The 17,872-nt window shown below is 70.6% G+C and carries 17 protein-coding genes; 14 read left to right on the plus strand and 3 right to left on the minus strand.

The features are described 5' to 3' along the window. Nucleotides 1-118 precede the first annotated feature (118 nt). The 9 genes from ACFY0K_RS27435 (at nt 119) to ACFY0K_RS27475 (ending at nt 8,119) form a co-directional block, all read left to right on the plus strand. A complete protein-coding gene (locus ACFY0K_RS27435; RefSeq protein WP_390642083.1) occupies nt 119-763 on the plus strand; it encodes an HAD family hydrolase in 645 nt (214 codons plus the stop codon). Between the two features lie 93 nt (nt 764-856). Then, on the plus strand, nt 857-1,588 hold the full coding sequence (locus tag ACFY0K_RS27440) for a VC0807 family protein (RefSeq protein ID WP_390642084.1): 732 nt from the start codon (nt 857-859) through the stop codon (nt 1,586-1,588). 81 nt (nt 1,589-1,669) lie between these two features. Beyond that, nucleotides 1,670-2,887, plus strand: a complete 1,218-nt coding sequence (locus ACFY0K_RS27445; protein WP_390642085.1) for an MFS transporter — start codon at nt 1,670-1,672, stop codon at nt 2,885-2,887. After that, nucleotides 2,838-4,010 (plus strand): acetoin utilization protein AcuC, encoded by a 1,173-nt coding sequence (locus tag ACFY0K_RS27450; RefSeq protein WP_390642086.1) that lies wholly within the window; start codon nt 2,838-2,840, stop codon nt 4,008-4,010. Before ACFY0K_RS27445 ends, ACFY0K_RS27450 begins: the two co-directional genes overlap by 50 nt. 366 nt (nt 4,011-4,376) lie before the next feature. Then, nucleotides 4,377-5,192 (plus strand): phosphatase, encoded by an 816-nt coding sequence (locus ACFY0K_RS27455; protein WP_390642087.1) that lies wholly within the window; start codon nt 4,377-4,379, stop codon nt 5,190-5,192. A 130-nt stretch (nt 5,193-5,322) separates the two neighbouring features. After that, entirely contained in the window at nt 5,323-5,532 is a 210-nt protein-coding gene (locus ACFY0K_RS27460) for a helix-turn-helix domain-containing protein (protein WP_067299677.1), read from the plus strand. A 132-nt stretch (nt 5,533-5,664) separates the two neighbouring features. Beyond that, entirely contained in the window at nt 5,665-5,763 is a 99-nt protein-coding gene (locus ACFY0K_RS27465) for a 30S ribosomal protein bS22 (protein WP_003948845.1), read from the plus strand. Nucleotides 5,764-5,933: 170 nt separating this feature from the next. After that, nucleotides 5,934-7,019 carry an NAD-dependent epimerase/dehydratase family protein gene (locus tag ACFY0K_RS27470; RefSeq protein ID WP_390642088.1) on the plus strand — a complete coding sequence of 362 codons (1,086 nt, stop codon included), beginning with the start codon at nt 5,934-5,936 and terminating at the stop codon, nt 7,017-7,019. Between the two features lie 14 nt (nt 7,020-7,033). Next, on the plus strand, nt 7,034-8,119 hold the full coding sequence (locus ACFY0K_RS27475; protein WP_390642089.1) for a lysophospholipid acyltransferase family protein: 1,086 nt from the start codon (nt 7,034-7,036) through the stop codon (nt 8,117-8,119). Between the two features lie 107 nt (nt 8,120-8,226). Here the strand turns inward: ACFY0K_RS27475 and ACFY0K_RS27480 are convergent, their stop codons facing one another. The 3 genes from ACFY0K_RS27480 to ACFY0K_RS27490 form a co-directional block, all read right to left on the minus strand. Further along, nucleotides 8,227-9,471 (minus strand): DUF5667 domain-containing protein, encoded by a 1,245-nt coding sequence (locus ACFY0K_RS27480; RefSeq protein WP_390642090.1) that lies wholly within the window; start codon nt 9,469-9,471, stop codon nt 8,227-8,229. Between the two features lie 234 nt (nt 9,472-9,705). After that, on the minus strand, nt 9,706-10,548 hold the full coding sequence (locus tag ACFY0K_RS27485) for an ECF subfamily RNA polymerase sigma factor, BldN family (protein WP_390642091.1): 843 nt from the start codon (nt 10,546-10,548) through the stop codon (nt 9,706-9,708). A 512-nt stretch (nt 10,549-11,060) separates the two neighbouring features. Then, nucleotides 11,061-11,984, minus strand: coding sequence for an HAD-IB family hydrolase (locus tag ACFY0K_RS27490; protein ID WP_351962736.1), 924 nt, complete (start codon nt 11,982-11,984; stop codon nt 11,061-11,063). Nucleotides 11,985-12,132: 148 nt separating this feature from the next. On the opposite strand from ACFY0K_RS27490, the gene ACFY0K_RS27495 reads away from it, so the two are divergent. The 5 genes from ACFY0K_RS27495 (at nt 12,133) to ACFY0K_RS27515 (ending at nt 17,813) form a co-directional block, all read left to right on the plus strand. Then, nucleotides 12,133-12,408 (plus strand): glutaredoxin family protein, encoded by a 276-nt coding sequence (locus ACFY0K_RS27495; protein ID WP_388605350.1) that lies wholly within the window; start codon nt 12,133-12,135, stop codon nt 12,406-12,408. Between the two features lie 281 nt (nt 12,409-12,689). After that, complete coding sequence (locus ACFY0K_RS27500) at nt 12,690-13,445, plus strand: redox-sensing transcriptional repressor Rex (protein ID WP_390642092.1); 756 nt, start codon at nt 12,690-12,692, stop codon at nt 13,443-13,445. Continuing rightward, on the plus strand, nt 13,442-15,145 hold the full coding sequence (locus tag ACFY0K_RS27505; protein ID WP_390642093.1) for a glutamyl-tRNA reductase: 1,704 nt from the start codon (nt 13,442-13,444) through the stop codon (nt 15,143-15,145). Before ACFY0K_RS27500 ends, ACFY0K_RS27505 begins: the two co-directional genes overlap by 4 nt. After that, nucleotides 15,142-16,110 carry a hydroxymethylbilane synthase gene (gene hemC, locus ACFY0K_RS27510; RefSeq protein WP_390642094.1) on the plus strand — a complete coding sequence of 323 codons (969 nt, stop codon included), beginning with the start codon at nt 15,142-15,144 and terminating at the stop codon, nt 16,108-16,110. The genes ACFY0K_RS27505 and hemC overlap by 4 nt, the downstream gene beginning before the upstream one ends. Next, nucleotides 16,107-17,813: a uroporphyrinogen-III synthase gene (locus ACFY0K_RS27515; protein ID WP_390642095.1), complete on the plus strand. Its 1,707-nt coding sequence runs from the start codon at nt 16,107-16,109 to the stop codon at nt 17,811-17,813. The genes hemC and ACFY0K_RS27515 overlap by 4 nt, the downstream gene beginning before the upstream one ends. Nucleotides 17,814-17,872: the final 59 nt, after the last annotated feature.

Genomic DNA, 17,872 nt, shown 5'->3' on the forward strand with positions numbered 1-17,872 from the left:
GATGGTACTGCAGGGGGGACCCTGTGGGAGAGTAGGACACCGCCGAACAAATATTGGGAAAGGCCCACGCCATTGGCGTGGGCCTTTCTGCGTTTGCAGGGTCGTTTAGGCTCGGGGTATGCGCTACGACCTGGTTATCTTCGACAACGACGGCGTCCTTGTCGACAGTGAGCCCATCTCCAACCGGCTGCTGGCTGCCTATCTCACCGAGTTGGGGCATCCGACCTCCTACGAGGACTCCATACGGGACTACATGGGGTCCGCGATGCACCGGATCCACGACCTCGTCCTGGAGCGTACCGGCGAGCGGCTGCCGGACGACTTCGACGATGTCTTCCACGGGCGGGTGTTCACGGCCTTCGAGGCGGAGTTGAAGCCCGTGGCCGGCGTCGCGGGGGTGCTGGAGCAACTGGCGGCGGACGGGGTGCCGTACTGCGTCGCGTCGTCGGGGAGCCATGAGCGGATTCGGGTGGGGCATCGGACGACCGGGCTGGACCGGTGGTTCGACGAGTCGCGGATCTTCAGTTCGCAGGATGTGGGGCGGGGGAAGCCGGCGCCGGATCTGTTTCTCCACGCGGCCGAGCGGATGGGGGTCGTGCCGGAGCGGTGTGCCGTGGTGGAGGACAGTCCGCTGGGGGTGCGGGCGGCGGTGTCGGCCGGGATGGACGTGTACGGGTTCACGGCCATGACGCCGGCCGACCGGTTGCAGGGGGCGACGCAACTCTTCTCCGACATGGGGCAGTTGGCTGACCTGCTGGAATGACCGGGGGCATGACGGCGGCGCTGACAATTGTCATGCCGAGCTCCGGACGTTCGTTTCTACTGGGGGACCTCGCTCGGACGCGAAGCTGAGGGCATGACGAAGACGACGAACACCGGGTCCCAGAGCAAGCAGCAGCCCAGCGTGCTGGAGAACCTCCGCCCGCTGATCGTGGACGTGGCGGTGCCTCTCGGGTCGTACTACTTCTTCAAGGGGGCCTTCGGGATGAGCACCTTCGCGGCGCTCGCCTGGAGCAGCGTGGTGCCGGCCGTACGGACGGGCTGGAGCGTGGCGAAGGAGCGCACGGTCAACGGGCTTGCGGCGCTGATCCTGGTCGTGAACGTGGTCGGGCTCGCGCTCAGCTTCGTCTCCGGTGACCCGCGGCTCATGCTCGCCAAGGACGGTGCGGTCAGCAGCACCATCGGGATCGGCATCCTGGTGTCGGTGGCGCTGGGCCGGCCGATGATGTCGGCTGGGCTGAAGCCGTTCCTGGTGAAGGGGAACGCCGGCCGGGAGGCCGCCTGGGAGCGGCTGGCATCCGGGACCGCGGTCCGGTCGGCGGAGTTCCTGCGCAAGGAGCGGGTCTTCTCCGTGATCTGGGGTCTGGTGCTCCTCACCGAATGCGTCGCCCGGGTCGTCGGCGCGTACACCATCCCCGTCGACACCATGGTCTGGCTGAGCTCGCTCCTCCTGGTCGTGGCGATCAGCCTCGGCATGGTGATCTGCGGTGGGGCGGCCGCCGAGCCCATGGCCTGCCTGATCACCGACGAGGTGAAGCGCCAGGAGGCCGCGCAGCCGCAGGAACAGGAGCTCGCGGTCGCCGCCTGAGCGGCCGGGAGGTAAAGCTGAGGGAAATTCATCTTTGGCTGGATCTACCCACGAGTACGCCGGGGCCCTACGCTCGCCGCCATGACAGATGTGCTGCGGCGCGGTAGGGCCTCGCTGGCGTTCAGCTTCTTCACCCAGGGCGCCACCTTCGCGCTGCTGGTGACGCGCATCCCCGCCATCCAGGACCGGTACGGCGTCTCCGACGCGCTGCTGCCGGTCTTTCTCGCTGCCGTGCCCATCCTGGCCGGTGTCGGCAGTGTCACCACCGAGCAGTTGGTGAAGCGAATACGGCCCAGCCGGCTGCTGCGCTGGTCCCAGCCCGTGGTGATGCTTGCGCTGCTGGGGGTCGGGTCCGGTGGGGTGATGGCGGAGCTGGCGGTGGCGCTTGCCGCGTTCGGCCTGGCCGTCGGTGCGCTGGACGCCTCGATGAACATGCTCGGGGTGAGTCTGCAGCGGACGTACGGGCGCAGCATCATGCTCAGCTTCCATGCGGCGTACAGCCTGGGCGGCATCCTCGGGGCCTCGCTGGCCTGGGTGGGGGCGCACTGGCATCTCGCGCTGTGGGTGTCGTACCTGCCGGTGGTCGCGGTGCTGCTGCCGGCTGCGCTGGTGGGGAGCCGGTGGTACGTGGACGGTGAACCCGCGCCGGTGGCGGACGAGGCGGCCGGTGGGGGCGCGGGCGGTGTCGTCTTCAAGGTGCTGCTGCCGTTGTGTCTGGTGATGACCTTCGCCTACATCGGGGACTCGACCGTCTCCAACTGGAGTGCGAAGTACCTGAAGGACGTGTTGGGGAGCAGCGAGCAGCTCGCGACCGTGCCGTACAACGTGTACATGGTGACCACGCTGGTAGGGCGGGGCATCGGGGACTTCGGGGTACGGCGGTTCGGTGCCGTGCCCGTCGTACGGCTGGGGGCGGTGGTGGCGGCCGCGGGGTTCGCGGTGGTGGCGGCGGCGCCGGGGGCGTGGGTCGGCATGGCCGGGTTCACTCTGCTGGGGCTGGGACTGTGCGTGCTGGTTCCGCAGACCTTCGCGGCGGCGGGGCGGCTGTTTCCGGGGGCTTCGGATGCGGCCATCGCGCGGCTGAACATCTTCAACTACGTCGGGTTCCTGATCGGTTCGCCGTTGGTTGGGGCGCTCGGTGATGCGTGGAGCTATCGCGGGGCGATGTTGGTGCCGATGGTGTTGGTGCTGGTGACGCTGGTGTACGCCCGTTCGTTCGCGACCAGGTCGGACCGATACGGTGGCGGGCATGAGCGGCCGCGCACAGCTGATGTGGGACGAGGCAGTAACGGGCTATGACTTCGGTCCGGGTCATCCGATGGATCCGGTCCGGCTGGCGTTGACCCGGAGTCTGGTCGGTGCCTTCGGGCTCGACCGGGCGATGGAAGTGGTCGCGGCGAAGCCGGCCGGGGAGTCGACGCTGCGCCTGGTGCACCGGGAGGACTACATCGAGGCCGTGAAGGCGGCCTCGGCGGACCCTGGGTCGGCCGACCAGTCGTACGGGCTTGGGACGGTGGACGATCCCGCCTTCGCCGGGATGCACGAGGTGTCGGCGCTGATCGCCGGGCAGTCGGTGGGGGCGGCGGAGGCGGTGTGGCGGGGGGATGCCGACCACGCCGTGAACTTCGCGGGCGGGTTGCACCATGCGATGCCGGGGGCGGCGTCGGGGTTCTGCATCTACAACGACGCCTCGCTGGCGATCGCGCGGTTTCTGGAGCTGGGGGCGGAGCGGGTCGCGTACGTGGATGTGGACGTGCATCACGGGGACGGGGTGCAGGCCGCGTTCTGGGAGGATCCGCGGGTGCTGACGATCTCGCTGCACGAGCATCCCCGTACGTTGTTCCCGCAGACCGGGTGGCCGCAGGAGGTCGGGGCCGGGGCGGGGGAGGGCTCCGCCGTGAACGTGGCGCTGCCGGCGGGGACCGGGGACGCGGGGTGGGTGCGGGCGTTTCATGCCGTCGTGCCGGAGCTGGTGGCCGACTTCCGGCCGCAGGTGCTGGTGACGCAGCACGGCGCCGACACGCATTTCGAGGATCCGCTGGCTCATCTGGCCGTTTCGCTGGATGCGCAGCGGGCGGTGCAGGTGGCGTGTCATGAGCTGGCGCACGAGTACGCCGGGGGGAAGTGGGTCGCGTTGGGCGGGGGAGGGTACGAGGTGGTGGATGTCGTGCCTCGGTCGTGGACGCATCTGGTGGGGGTTGCGGCGGGGCGGGAGGTTGCGCCCGAGACGCTGGTGCCGGAGGGGTGGCGGCAGGAAGTGTTTGCCCGGACTCGGCAGTTGGGGCCCGGGCGGATGACGGATGGGCGGTGGCCGGTGGGGTGGGCCGGGTGGGAGGCGGGGTACGACCCCGCTGATCGCTTGGATCAGGCCGTGCTGGCGACTCGGCGGGCCGTGTTTCCGCTGCGGGGGTTGCTGGCGTAGGGGTTTTCTCGCCCCCGCCGCCCCTACCCGTCCCGTCCTTCCAGGGGGTGCGCCCCCTGCGACCGCCCGTTTCGGGGGCTGCCGCCCCCGGACCCCCGCTTCGGCCTGCGGCCTCGTCCTCAAACGCCGGACGGGCTGGAGGGTGGGGGGTGCGGGCCGGGCGTTGTCCTCCGGTGCCGGACGGGCTGGAGAGTGGGGGTGCGGGCCGGGCGTTGTCCTGCGGCGCCGGACGGGGTGGAGGGTGGGGTGCGGGCCCGTCGTCGTCCTCAGGCGCCGGGCGGGTTGGGATGGGGTGCCGTTAGGCCGACTGTGCGGTTTTTGTCGGTTCTGGGGGTCTGGTGGGGTGGAGGGCGTCAGCATTTCTGTGTGGTGAGTGGTGGTGGGCTTCAGGGCTATTTGGTGGCTGCCGGGCTGGCGGGCGTGGTGGGGACCTCGCGGGAGCGGAGTCTGCGGAGTTATCGGCTGTTCGCGGCTCGGGATCCTCGGGTGTTGATCGGAATTGATCCGCAAGGGGGTTGGGGAGAGGCGGAGTTGATTCGGTTGATGGCTGCCAAGTGCGGGGTTTCGGACGATCCCCGGTGTGTTTCAGGGCATGATGTGATCGATCCTGACCTGACGATCGCGGGGCTGGATGCCTTCGCCGAGCGGGTGGGGGAGGCGGCCCGGCGGCGTGCCCCCGTGTTGTTCGGGACCGGGCATCCGCACCGGCTGATCGGGTTCTACGCCGGTCTCGCGGACGCGCTGTCGGCGGCGGGGTGTGAGGTCCTCACCCCCGCGCAGGGTCACTGTGTCGACATAACGACCCGGTTCGGCCTACGTACGTGCAGCCTCGATTACGTACGAGGTGTCGGGTTCATGAGAGAAGTGGGCCGTGAACGCCCCGGTTGTGCGCCGGGTGCGCACACGCATTCGCCGCTGCCGGTTCGGGTGGCGCTGGAAGCGGCGGCCGGGAGCGGCGGACCCCTGCCGGAGCTGGTGGTCGGGGACCATGGGTGGGTCTGCGGTGCAGGTCAGCTCGGGTTTGAGGCCATTGGGCTCGCGGATACGGATGACCCTGCGCTCTTCGTGGGGGAGGCCGAGGGGGTGGTGTCGGTGGCCGTTCCGGTTGATGACGGCGTGCGGTCTGATTGCTACACGCCGCTTACCCGCTACGTACTCAATCGAGCGTGTCTGTCACAGTAGGCCGCCGATGGGTGCACCTCTTCCCCACTCGCATCACCCGCCCCTACATTGGGGAGTGAGCACGCAACGACGAAGAGTCACCGGAAGGGGAAGCCGGTGGCCCGTCGAGTGCGGAAGGTTCAGGTGTGTCATGGCAGCTGGCGAGAGGCCTCTGAACGAGGTTGTGTTCCTGACCGTGGCGGAGGTCGCCGCGGTGATGCGAGTGTCGAAGATGACCGTGTACCGGCTGGTGCACAGCGGTCATCTGCCCGCGATCCGGGTGGGGCGGTCCTTCCGCGTCCCCGAACAAGCGGTACACGAGTACCTTCGCGAGAGCTATGTGGGGGTGGAGACCGCCTGACGGCCGTTCCGGGATTCTTCCCGGGGCACCTCGATTACGACCTCAGCGCTCGGGCGGGTAGGCTAGCCCCTCGTAGGTCGTATGGGCCCATGATGCCCAGCACCGAGTGATGAGAAGTGAGCGAGGGTAGTCGTGGGCTCTGTTATCAAGAAGCGGCGCAAGCGGATGGCCAAGAAGAAGCACCGCAAGCTGCTCAAGCGCACGCGTGTTCAGCGCCGTAACAAGAAGTAATTACGGCGCCGAGCCGCGAGAGCTTGTGTGTGGCCCCCCACCAGTACGGTGGGGGGCCACTGCATTTTCCGGCCGTTGCGGCTTGTCGTGGCCTGCTGGGGGTCATGCCAGCGCAACATCAACCCGCTAAGTTGGCCCGCATACGGGAACACGGAAGAAAGGCGCTGATCTTGGGGAAGGTCGTGCTCGTGACCGGAGTGGCCCGTCAACTCGGGGGCCGGTTCGTACGGCGTATTCAGCGTGACCCCGAGGTGGACCGGGTGGTCGCCGTGGACGCCGTGCCGCCGGAGCATCATCTGGGCGGGGCGGACTTCATCCAGACCGACATCCGGCAGCCGACCATCGCCCGGGTACTGGCCGAGAGCGGCGCCGACACCGTCGTCCACATGGACGTGACCGGGACACCGCTCGGCAGCGGGAGCCGGACCACCGTCAAAGAGACCAACGTCATCGGGACGATGCAGTTGCTCGGCGCCTGCCAGAAGTCGCCGAACGTCCGGCGGCTGGTGATCAAGTCCAGCACGAACGTGTACGGCTCCGCGCCGAAGGATCCGGCCGTCTTCACCGAGACCACCCCGCCGAAGTCCCTGCCCAGCGGGGGGTTCGCGAAGGACACGGTGGAGGTGGAGGGGTATGTGCGGGGGTTCGCCAGGCGGCGGCCCGACGTGGCGGTGTGCGTGCTGCGGTTCGCCAACATCCTCGGACCGACCGCGGACACCCCGCTCGCGTCCTATTTCGCGCTGCCCGTGCTGCCCACCGTCCTCGGGTACGACCCGCGACTGCAGTTCGTGCACGAGGACGACGTGATCGAGGTGCTGCGGATCGCCTCGCACGAGCCGGAGCGGGGGACACTGAACAGCGGCACGTTCAACATCGCGGGTGACGGGGTGCTGTTGCTCTCGCAGTGCTCGCGGCGGCTGGGGCGGCCCACCGTGCCGCTGCTGCTGCCGGCGGTCACCTGGGCCGGGTCCCTGGTGCGGACGCTCGGCATGAGCGACTTCTCCCCCGAGCAGATCCGGCTGCTGACGCACGGCCGGGTGGTGGACACCGTCCAGATGCGCGAGACGCTGGGGTTCCGGCCGAAGTACACGACGGCGGAGGCCTTCGCGGACTTCGTGCTCGCCCAGGCCCCGGGGCTGCTGCCGCCCCAGGCGGTGGCCGCGGCCGTCGACCGGATCGCCGCACTGCCCGCCCTGAGCGGCGCGCGGACGCCGGCGGCGGCCCCGACGCAGGACCCGACCCAGAGCGCCAACTGAGGAGCGCAGCAACGATGGCGGACGCCAAGGTCATTCCGTTCGACGACGACCGGTCCCGCGGGGCTGCCGTGCAGCGGCCGGCCGCCCGGCGCCGGGGTGCGGGGAGCCGGCGCAAGGGCGGCGGCGAGCAGGCGGCGGGGCGCGAGTCCGCGGTGGTGCGTGAGGTCCAGCCTCTCGCCGGGCGGATCCCCGCGCAGGAGGATGTGCATGTGACCCGGGAGAACCCTGAGACGGGCGTGAAGCAGCCGCCGCACGACGAGGCCGGCCTGGAGCAGCGTGTCGCACGCGGACTCGCGTTCCTGCGGCGGCGGCTGACCGGGGAGTACGAGGTCGACGACTTCGGGTACGACGAGGAGCTGACCGACCAGGTCCTGATGTCCCTGCTGCGGCCGGTGTACGAGAAATACTTCCGCGTCGACGTGAAGGGCGTGGAGAACATCCCCGCCCACGGTGGTGCACTGATCGTCGCCAACCACTCCGGGACGCTGCCGCTGGACGGGCTGATGATGCAGGTCGCCGTGCACGACCGGCATCCGGCGAATCGTCACCTCAGGCTGCTCGCGGCGGACCTGGTCTTCGTGCTGCCGGTGGTGAACGAGCTGGCGCGGAAGCTGGGGCACACGCTCGCGTGCGCGGAGGACGCCGAACGGCTGCTGGCCCAGGGTGAGCTGGTCGGGGTGATGCCGGAGGGGTTCAAGGGCATCGGGAAGCCGTTCAGCGAGCGGTACAAGCTCCAGCGGTTCGGGCGGGGCGGGTTCGTGTCCACCGCGCTCCGGCAGGGGGTGCCGATCATTCCCTGCTCGATCGTGGGGGCCGAGGAGATCTACCCGATGATCGGCAATGCGAAGACGCTGGCGCGGGTGCTGGGGATTCCGTACTTTCCGCTGACGCCGACGTTTCCGTGGCTGGGGCCGCTGGGGGCGCTGCCGTTGCCGACGAAGTGGACGATTCAGTTCGGGGAGCCGATCCCTACGGACGGCTATCCGCCGGAGGCGGCCGAGGATCCGATGCTCATGTTCAACCTGACGGATCAGGTGCGGGAGCAGATTCAGCACACGCTGTACAAGTTGCTGGTGCAGCGGCGGTCGGTTTTCTTTTGAGCACCGCTGCGGGTTGAGGTGCGATGGCCGGCGCGGCATATCAGATACAGCCCCGCGCCCCCAAGGGCGGCTTCGCCGCCTCGGGGGCGCGGGGGTACACCTCGTGATTAGTTGCTGCTGTCCTGGCTGTCGATGCCCAGGCCCGGTAGCAGCCCCGGCAGGAGCGGGGGCAGGGTGACGTCCGGTGCGCTGGAGGCGGACTTGGACGGGGACGGGGTGCTCGAACCGGTCTTCGGGGGGTCCAGGAGGCCGCCCGTGGTGCCGCCGATGAGGCCGTTGTCGGCGTTGCCGGAGGCCGAGCCGCTGGGGCTGCCGGTACCGGTCTCGTGGCCCGAGGAGGAGCTGCCGGAGGAGGACGGGGCCGTCGACCGGTGGCTGCCGGAGGAGCCGGTGGACGCCGTGCCGGAGTCCTGCCTGCCCGTGCCGTCGCCGGTGTTCTGGGACGGCTGGGGAAGCAGGGACTGCAGCGGGGCGACCTCTTGGTCTATGGCGTCGAAAACCGACGACACCTGCTGACTGACGTCCCCGAGCTGGACCGGCAGCCTCTCGCGCAGGGCGCCCCAGGCCTCACGGTGGGACTGGGCGAACGCGGACAGGGCCTGGATGGGCCCCAGGGAGTTCGGGTCGCGCTCGTATGCCTCGTGGAGCAGGCGGTGGCCCTCGGTGACGTCGTGCTGCATCCCGGACAGGGTGCGGCGGATCTCGCCGATCGACTCGTGGTCGAGGTGGCCGCCGCGGTCCCGCTCCATGAGCCGGCGGGCCTCCATCAACCGGGTCGAGGCCTGGTCGAGGTAGGTCTGGCCGCGCTGGTCGTCACCGTCGGACAGATAGTTGAGCTTGAAGTCCTCGATGCCGCGTTTGAGGCCGTACAGGGAGTCGCCGGGCAGGGCGTCGGAGCTGGCGGCGGCGACCCCGCCGAAGGCTCCGGCGGCCACGCCGACGCTCAGGCCGCCCGCGGCGAGCCCCTTGGTGAGCCGGGAACGCGGCCGCAACTTGCCCAGCGGGCTGGCCCGGTGCGCGCCCTTGCCACGGGACGCGCGCTGCTCGGGTACCGAAGCCTCCGCCGCCCCGCCCAGGGTGCCCTCCGCCAGCATGGCCTCCATCGCGGCCACCAGCTGGGCCCGCTGGACGACCTTGACCTCCGGGTCGAGCTCCGGCTTGGGCAGCGCGGCGAGCCCGGTCGCCAGGGCCAACAGCTCGCCCTGCTCGGTCCGTTCGGCCCGGTCCGGGGCGGCGGGTGGATCGCCCGCCGGTCCTCCGGACGGCTCGGCCGCCGGGTCCCGGTCGGGCTGCTCCTCCAGAGCCTGGGCGAAGGCGTTCGCCCGCCGGTGGGCCGATACGTTCGCGATCACTGGCGGCACCTCCTCTCGTCATGACGGTCGACTCCCCAGGGGGTCCTGAGGGTTGCACGCCCTCGGCCAGTCCACACGATCGGGTGATCGGGGGCTGGCCGGGCGTGACCACAGGGAGCCTGTATCCCGCACAACGAGCGGCTCGGTACTTGGGTTACGGACGGCCGGTGATCGGCTCAGAAAGGCAACGCGCTTTTACGGAGCGTGAGTTGAGCATCGCCCAGGGTGGCCGGTTCAGCGGGCGTCGTCGGGGAGGAGCCGGGCGAGAGTGCGCACGGCCCGGTACTGGAGGGTCTTGATGGCGCCCTCGTTCTTGCCCATCACGCGGGCGGTCTCGGCGACCGAGAGGCCCTGGAGGAAGCGGAGCGTCACGCACTCCTGCTGCTGGGGGTTGAGGCGTCGTACGGCGTCGAGCAGGGCCGCGTTGGAGAGGGACTCCAGGACGGAGTCCTCGGGGGAGCGCTCGACCTCGTTGGCGTCGAGCATCTCGCCCGTGGTGACCTCGAGGCGGAAGCGGCTCGACTTGAAGTGGTCGGCGACCAGGTTGCGGGCGATCGTGACCAGCCAGGCACCGAAGTCGCGGCCCTGCCAGGTGAAGGTGCCGATCCTTCTGAGCGCGCGCAGGAACGTCTCGCTGGTCAGGTCCTCGGCGGTCGCCTTGCCGCCGACGCGGTAGTAGATGTAGCGGTACACGGTGTCGCTGTACTGGTCGTAGAGGCGGCCGAAGGCGTCGGCCTCGCCGGCCTGGGCGCGCTCCACGAGGTCCATCATCCGGGCGCTGTCGCTGTCCGCGGCCGGGCGGCGGGTGGTGGTGCCGGTGCCGGTGCCGGTGGTGCGGCCGCGTCTGCCCACGCCCCGGCCGTCGCCGGACCGGCGGCCCTCGACGACGGCGCTGCGCGCCGGCACCTGTTCCATGCCGTCGGCCAGTGCGTAGCACGGGCCGACGGGGGCGGCGGTGGCGAAGGCGGGGACGGCGTACGCGGTCGGGGCAAGGCCGCGCAGCGTCTCTTTGACCGTCGCGACTGTTGCGCGCAGCGTAGCCAGGCCCGAGGCGTCAACCCCGACGTGTGGGTACACGGGACTCCCAGAGGCAGAGCTTCCATCACGTGCAGTACGGAACCTTTCACCCGTCGTAGCGACGGAGGGGAACCGGTTTGCGTCTGAGGAGAATAACGCTTCGTGCAGGCACTGCTACACCGAGTTGCTCAAATCATCGATTGCGTCGCTTCTGTAACCGTTTGGAGCCGCCTCAAGAGCCTTAGAGTGACCGGTTGTTGAACGAAAACGTGCGGGTTTCGGCGATGTGCGGGGCGTGTTGGGGTGACGGCGCGATAATTCCGGGCGCGTGGCGGCTGAGGGCCGGGGGTGGGGACGCTTGCAGGGTGCCGCCGCGCCCACCCGTGCCGCCCTGCGGCACGCCTGCCCGCAGCTTGAGGGAAACGGGGGAGTAGCGCCCCTTTAGGGGCGCTGGGGGTCCCCCCGGCCGAAGGCTGGGGGAGGAACTGCGCGATCAGCCACGATGCACCCGCAGCCGGGAACCGGCCTCCGGTGCTACGGCGGTGCTGCCCGGCCGACGCCGAGACGCCGAACTACCGACGCCGTCGGCTCAACGCGATCGCGGCCGCGGTGCCACCGGCCACCGCGCCGACGCCGGCCGCCGCCGGGATGCCGACCTTCGCCGCCTTGCGCCCCGTGCGGTAGTCGCGCAGCCGCCAGTCCAGTTCGCGGGCGTGTTTGCGCAGCTTGGTGTCGGGGTTGATGGCGTAGGGGTGGCCGACCAGGGAGAGCATCGGGATGTCGTTGTGGGAGTCGCTGTAGGCCGCGCAGCGGGAGAGGTCGAGGCCCTCGGCGGCGGCCAGGGCGCGTACCGCCTCCGCCTTGGCGGGTCCGTGCAGGGGCTCGCCGACCAGCTTGCCGGTGTACACGCCGTCCACCGACTCGGCGACCGTGCCCAGCGCGCCGGTCAGGCCCAGCCGGCGGGCGATCACGCCGGCGATCTCCACCGGGGCCGCGGTGACGAGCCACACCTTCTGGCCCGCGTCCAGGTGGGCCTGGGCGAGCGCGCGGGTGCCGGGCCAGATGCGCTCGGCCATGTACTCGTCGTAGATCTCCTCGCCGATGGTCTGGAGCTCGGCGACGCGGTGGCCCTTGACGATGGAGAGGGCCGAGTCGCGGGCGTCCTGCATGTGCTCGGGGTCCTCGACGCCGGCCAGCCGGAACCACGCCTGCTGCCAGGCGAACCGGGCGAGGTCGCGGGTCTCGAAGAACTTCCGTTTGTACAGGCCGCGGCCGAAGTGGAAGATGGCGGCGCCCTGCATGACGGTGTTGTCCAGGTCGAAGAACGCGGCGGCCTTGTCGTCGCCGAGCACCGGGAAGTCCGGCTCCGCGGCCTCGTGGAGGGGCGCGGTCGCTTCCTGGTTCTTGCGCGCGGCCTCCGCCGAGGCCTCGCCTGCCAACACGCTCCGCGCCGTGGCGGAGCGCCTACGGGGAGTGAGCCATCCGAGAGCGGCCATGTCGTGAGCATAGCCAGTTTGTTCGGGAGTTCCGGAGTCACGGGAGTTGGCTCGGTGTGAACTCTCCGCGACCGGGTCGTTAAACAAGGCGAAGAACCCGTGCAGAAGACGGCGGACATGCCCTCCCAGGGGCGGGACAATGGACGTCATGAGTCCCCTCTTTGGCCGGAAGGCGCCCGCGCCGAGTGCGCGATCGGTCACCCTCATCCGTAAACCCGGCTGCCATCTGTGTGATGACGCACAGGTCGTGGTCGAGAAGGTGTGCGGCGATCTCGGAGTGCACTGGGAGCAGCAGGACATCACCCAGGATTCGCAGCTTCACGATCTCTACTGGGAACAGATCCCGGTGGTACTCGTCGACGGCGAACAGCACACCTTCTGGCGCGTGAACGAGGAACGGCTCCGCAAGGCACTGACCGACTAGTCCAAACCGGCTGGAAAAGTCGCTTAGGATCGATGGCGGCTTGGTCTCGGGGGCGGGATGCGTGAGGAGTGTGTACGGTTTTGCCCCCAATGGAGAGGGAGCGCGGGCGCTTGTGCGCCGGTTCCGGACAGCTGCGCCGGGGGCGCGTGACCCCGGTCACGTTGGCCGGGCAAATCGGACACCATCTTTGTGCACGCGTTCACAAAGACATAGCCTGCTGTCGACGGGGCGGTCTGGGTACGTGTGACCGTCCGCAGCCCCGCTCAACCCGTTGGAGCACCGTGGCAACTGGCCGAACTCACCGACCGGCGACCCGCAGCCGAGGGATCCCCGAGGCCACTGTCGCCCGGCTTCCGCTGTACCTCCGCGCTCTGACCGCACTGTCGGAGCGCTCGGTCCCCACGGTCTCCTCGGAGGAACTGGCCGCGGCCGCGGGGGTCAACTCCGCGAAGCTGCGCAAGGACTTCTCCTACCTGGGTTCGTACGGAACGCGCGGTGTCGGCTACGACGTCGAGTATCTCGTCTACCAGATCTCCCGTGAGCTGGGCCTGACCCAGGACTGGCCGGTTGTGATCGTCGGTATCGGAAATCTGGGGGCCGCCCTCGCCAACTACGGCGGGTTCGCGTCGCGCGGATTCCGGGTCGCGGCGCTCATCGACGCCGATCCGGCGATGACGGGGCGGCAGGTCGCCGGGATCGCCGTGCAGCACAGCGACGACCTGGAGAAGATCATCTCCGACAACGGCGTCTCCATCGGCGTGATCACCACTCCGCCGGGCGTCGCCCAGCAGGTCTGCGACCGCCTGGTGGCCGCCGGGGTCACCTCCATCCTGAACTTCGCGCCGACCGTGCTCTCCGTCCCGGACGGCGTCGACGTACGCAAGGTCGACCTCTCCATCGAGCTGCAGATCCTCGCCTTCCACGAGCAGCGCAAGGCCGGCGAGGAGCACGAGGGCACGGCCGCGCCGGCCGCGGCGCACCAGGAGGCCGACGAGCAGGGACCCGACGGGGACGTACCCGCCGTGATGCCGGCATGAGTCTCCTCGTCGTCGGGCTGAGCCACCGCAGCGCCCCGGTCAGCGTCCTGGAGCGGGCCGCGCTCGGCGCGGACGCCCAGGTCAAGCTGGTCCAGGACACCGTCGCCGCCGAGCCGGCCACCGAGGCCGCGGTCCTCGCCACCTGCAACCGCATCGAGCTCTACGCCGACGTGGACAAGTTCCACGCCGGGGTCGCCGAGCTGTCCACGCTGCTCGCCCAGCACAGCGGGGTCGGGCTCGACGAGCTCACCCCCTATCTCTACGTGCACTACGAGGACCGTGCCGTCCACCACCTGTTCTCGGTGGCCTGCGGGCTCGACTCGATGGTGGTCGGCGAGGGGCAGATCCTCGGGCAGATCAAGGACTCCCTGGCCCGCGCGCAGGAGCTGCACAGCGCCGGGCGGCTGATGAACGACCTGTTCCAGCAGGGCCTCAGGGTCGGCAAGCGGGCTCACTCCGAGACCGGGATCGACCGGGCCGGACAGTCCCTGGTCACCTTCGGTCTCGAGCAGCTGGCGGCCGGCGGGGATGTGCAGGACTGGGCCAAGGGCAAGAAGGCGCTGGTCATCGGCGCCGGATCGATGTCCTCGCTGGCCGCGGCGACGCTGGCACGGGCGGGGGTGGCGGAGATCGTCGTCGCGAACCGCACGTACGACCGTGCGGAGCGGCTGGCGCAGATCCTGAACGACGCCGACGACACGGACGTGGTGGCCCGCGCGGTACCGATGAATGCGGTGCCGGGCGAGCTGACACGTGCCGACGTCGCCGTCTCCTGCACGGGGGCGACGGGGCTGGTGCTGACCGCGGAGGCGGTCGCGGCGGCCGTCGAGGGCCGTACGGGTGAGCCCGTCGCCGAGATCGACGTACCGCGCGCGCCGAAGCAGCCGTCGGCCGGCGCCGCTGCCGGACTCGGGAACGACGACAACTGCCCCCTCGACCTCACCGCCGCGCAGAGTGGCTTCTCCGTGATGGGGGAGGCCGCCGTCGCCGGGATGGCCGCGGCGGAGCTGGAGCAGCACGCGGCCTGGGTGGACAACGGGACCGTCGACATCCGGGAGACCGGACGTCGTACGCCCGAGAGTCCCGAGGCCCAGGCCGAGCTGATCGGGGCGCTGGCCGCGGCCGCCGCCCGGGTCGGCCGGATCCCGGAGCGGCGCAGGCCGGAGCCGGTCGCCGGCTTCGCCCGGCCCGCCCCCGCGCTCTTCCTCCTCGACCTCGCCATGCCCCGCGACATCGACGCGGCCGTGCACCGGCTGGCCGGGGTGCGCCTGGTGGACATCGAGTCGCTGGCGGAGGCGTCCGCGGACGCGCCGATGGCGGCCGACGTGGACCAGGTGCGGAGGATCGTTTCGGACGAGGTCGCCGCCTTCGGCGCGGCCCAGCGGGCGGCGCACATCACGCCCACCGTGGTGGCCCTGCGGACGATGGCAGCCGACGTCGTCGCGGGCGAGATCGCACGGCTCGACGGGCGTCTGCCCGACCTGGACGAACGCCAGCGCGGCGAGATCCGGCAGGCCGTGCACCGGGTCGTCGACAAGCTGCTGCACGCGCCGACCGTACGGGTGAAACAGCTCGCGGCCGAGCCCGGCGGCGCCGGGTACGCGGACGCGCTGCGGACCCTGTTCGACCTCGACCCCGAGACGGTGGCCGCCGTCTCCCGGGCCGTGGACAGCACAGACGAGAAGGACCGACCGGCATGAGTGACTATCCACTGAAGCCATTGCGGCTGGGGACCAGGCGATCCAGACTCGCCATGGCCCAGTCCGGGCAGGTGGCGGAGGCCGTACACCGGGTGATCGGCCGGCCCGTCGAACTCGTGGAGATCACCACGTACGGCGACACCTCCCGCGAGCACCTCGCACAGATCGGCGGCACGGGTGTCTTCGTGACCGCCCTGCGGGACGCGCTGCTGCGCGGCGAGGTCGACTTCGCGGTTCACTCGCTCAAGGACCTCCCGACCACCCAGCCCGCCGACCTGGTCCTGGCCGCCGTACCGGTGCGCGAGGACCCGCGGGACGTGATCGTCGCCCGGGACGCGCTGAAGTTCACCGACCTGCCGCGCGGGGCGCGCATCGGCACCGGTTCGCCGCGCAGGGCGGCGCAGCTGAACGCGTACGCGCGCTCCCACGGGCTGGACATCGAGACCGTGCCGATCCGGGGGAACGTCGACACCCGGATCGGATACATACACGACGGCGAGCTCGATGCCGTCGTGCTGGCGGCGGCCGGCCTGAGCCGCATCGGCCGCATCGACGAGGTCACCGACTTCCTGTCGGTCGACACGGTTCTGCCCGCCCCCGGCCAGGGGGCACTGGCGATCGAGTGCGCCGCGGACAACGCGGAGCTCATCGTCGCGCTCGGGGAACTCGACGACCCGCTCACGCGGGCCGCCGTGACCGCCGAGCGATCACTGCTCGCCGCCCTGGAGGCCGGCTGCTCCGCCCCTGTGGGCGCGCTTGCCGACCTGCTGGCCGACGGGCAGATTGTCAAGGAAATGCGCCTGCGGGCCGTCGTCGGCACGACCGACGGCACCCGTACGGTGCAGATGTCCACCACCGGTCCCGTGCCCGAGACATACGACCAGGCGACGGCGCTCGGTCGCGAACTCGCCACCGAGATGCTTGCCCAGGGCGCGGCCGGTCTGATGGGGGAGCGAGCACAGTGAGCCCCACCAACCTTCCCGCCGGCCTGGAACACGGGCACGTCACCTTCCTGGGTGCCGGACCCGGGGATCCGGGACTGCTGACCTTGCGTGCCGTGGAGGCACTGTCCAGCGCGGACGTCCTGGTCGCCGAGCACGAGGTGCTCGACGTGATCAGAAGCCACGCCAGGCAGGGCGTCTCCGTCGTGACCACGAATCCGGATCCGTTGTCGGACCCGTATCCGGGCACGGGCACGCCTCAACTCACGGTTGTTGACGGCGCGTCAACAACCGCTTCCCTCCCGCCCGTGCGGGATGCGGCTCATCTTGTCATGGAGGCCGCGCGGGGTGGCAGGCGGGTCGTCCGTGCGGTGTCCGGGGACCCGGGACTAGATACGTACGCGACCGAGGAAATGCTCGCCTGCGTCGCCGCGGGTGTGCCGTTCGAGGTCGTGCCGGGTGTCGCGGCCGCGGTGGGGGTGCCGGCCTACGCCGGTGTACCGCTGCGGGACGCGCAGGGCGCGGACGTCCGCTTCGTGGACGCCCGTACCGCCTCGGACCGCTGCTGGACCGAGGTCGGCGCCTCGGACGGCACGGTGGTCGTGTCGACGACCCTCGACTCGGTGGCCGCGGCCGCCGGGGAACTGGTCGCCGCCGGCCGCAAGCCGGACACCCCGCTGACGGTCACCGTCGCCGGTACGACGACCCGCCAGCGCACCTGGACCGCCACTCTCGGCACCATCGCGCAGACCCTGAAGCAGGCGAAGGTGCTGCCGTCGCCGGACGGCGGCCGGCCGGTGATAGCCGTGGTCGGTGAGCGGTCCGCCGCCGCGCAGCGCGACCAGTTGTCGTGGTTCGAGTCCAAGCCGCTGTTCGGCTGGAAGGTGCTCGTGCCACGCACGAAGGAGCAGGCGGCGTCCCTCTCCGACCAGCTGCGGTCCTACGGGGCCGTGCCGCACGAGGTGCCGACCATCGCCGTCGAGCCGCCGCGCACGCCCCAGCAGATGGAGCGGGCCGTGAAGGGGCTCGTCACCGGCCGCTACGAGTGGATCGCCTTCACCTCGGTCAACGCCGTCAAGGCGGTCCGGGAGAAGTTCGAGGAGTACGGGCTCGACGCCCGTGCCTTCGCCGGGATCAAGGTCGCGGCGGTCGGCGAGCAGACCGCCAAGGCGCTGGTCGCCTTCGGCGTGAAGCCGGACCTGGTGCCGAGCGGTGAGCAGAGCGCCGCGGGGTTGCTGGAGGACTGGCCGCCCTACGACCCGGTCTTCGACCCGATCGACCGCGTCTTCCTGCCGCGTGCCGACATCGCCACCGAGACGCTGGTCGCCGGGCTCATCGAGCTCGGGTGGGAGGTGGACGACGTGACCGCCTACCGGACCGTGCGGGCGTCGCCGCCGCCGGCCGACACCCGGGAGGCGATCAAGGGCGGCGGCTTCGACGCGGTGCTCTTCACGTCGTCGTCGACCGTGCGGAACCTGGTGGGCATCGCCGGGAAGCCGCACAACGTGACGGTGATCGCCTGTATCGGGCCCGCCACGGCCAAGACGGCCGAGGAGCACGGGCTGCGGGTGGACGTGATGGCTCCGGAGCCGTCGGCCGCGAAGCTGGCGGAGGCGCTGGCGGAGTTCGGCCTGCGCAGGCGCGCGAGCGCGCTGGAGGCCGGCGATCCGGTGACCCGGCCGAGCGAACGGCGGCCGGGGGCACGCAGGAGGCGTACCACCACGTGAGCCGCGCGAGCTACGCGAGGTGAGGGGGTCCGGGGCCTGCGCCCCGGACCCCCTTTCGC

Source organism: Streptomyces sp. NPDC001507 (assembly GCF_042894765.1).
Lineage (GTDB): Bacteria > Actinomycetota > Actinomycetes > Streptomycetales > Streptomycetaceae > Streptomyces.

Coding starts and splice junctions, on each gene's coding strand:
- ACFY0K_RS27435 (WP_390642083.1), top strand. CDS start 119: ATGCGCTACGACCTGGTTATCTTCGACAACGACGGCGTCCTTGTCGAC.
- ACFY0K_RS27440 (WP_390642084.1), top strand. CDS start 857: ATGACGAAGACGACGAACACCGGGTCCCAGAGCAAGCAGCAGCCCAGC.
- ACFY0K_RS27445 (WP_390642085.1), top strand. CDS start 1,670: ATGACAGATGTGCTGCGGCGCGGTAGGGCCTCGCTGGCGTTCAGCTTC.
- ACFY0K_RS27450 (WP_390642086.1), top strand. CDS start 2,838: ATGAGCGGCCGCGCACAGCTGATGTGGGACGAGGCAGTAACGGGCTAT.
- ACFY0K_RS27460 (WP_067299677.1), top strand. CDS start 5,323: ATGGCAGCTGGCGAGAGGCCTCTGAACGAGGTTGTGTTCCTGACCGTG.
- ACFY0K_RS27475 (WP_390642089.1), top strand. CDS start 7,034: ATGGCGGACGCCAAGGTCATTCCGTTCGACGACGACCGGTCCCGCGGG.
- ACFY0K_RS27490 (WP_351962736.1), bottom strand. CDS start 11,984: ATGGCCGCTCTCGGATGGCTCACTCCCCGTAGGCGCTCCGCCACGGCG.
- ACFY0K_RS27495 (WP_388605350.1), top strand. CDS start 12,133: ATGAGTCCCCTCTTTGGCCGGAAGGCGCCCGCGCCGAGTGCGCGATCG.
- ACFY0K_RS27505 (WP_390642093.1), top strand. CDS start 13,442: ATGAGTCTCCTCGTCGTCGGGCTGAGCCACCGCAGCGCCCCGGTCAGC.
- hemC (WP_390642094.1), top strand. CDS start 15,142: ATGAGTGACTATCCACTGAAGCCATTGCGGCTGGGGACCAGGCGATCC.